The organism is Arthrobacter sp. 10T44 (assembly GCF_056393885.1).
Genome location: NZ_JBFTGT010000031.1, coordinates 1 through 320 on the forward strand (window position 1 = coordinate 1; position 320 = coordinate 320).

Annotated in this window: 1 pseudogene; it reads left to right on the forward strand. The window is 73.4% G+C overall.

Features of this window, described 5'->3' with window-relative positions:
* Window positions 1-320: pseudogene (locus tag AC1DBL_RS16775) on the forward strand (cell wall anchor protein); the annotation flags it as partial.

Sequence of the window (320 nt, forward strand, 5' to 3'; positions counted from 1 at the left end):
CGGCGGAAACACCACCTCCGGCGAAGACGGAACCCTGTCCGGCACCCAGGTCATCGCACCCGTCACCGCACCGGTGACGCTCGGGGCGACGTCGATCGGGATCCTCGGCGACTCCGCCGCCACCACCGAGGGGACCACCGGCGGGACCAYCGCACCGGCACCGGCCGACGCCGGCGGAAACACCACCTCCGGCGAAGACGGAACCCTGTCCGGCACCCAGGTCATCGCACCCGTCACCGCACCGGTGACGCTCGGGGCGACGTCGATCGGGATCCTCGGCGACTCCGCCGCCACCACCGAGGGGACCACCGGCGGGACCA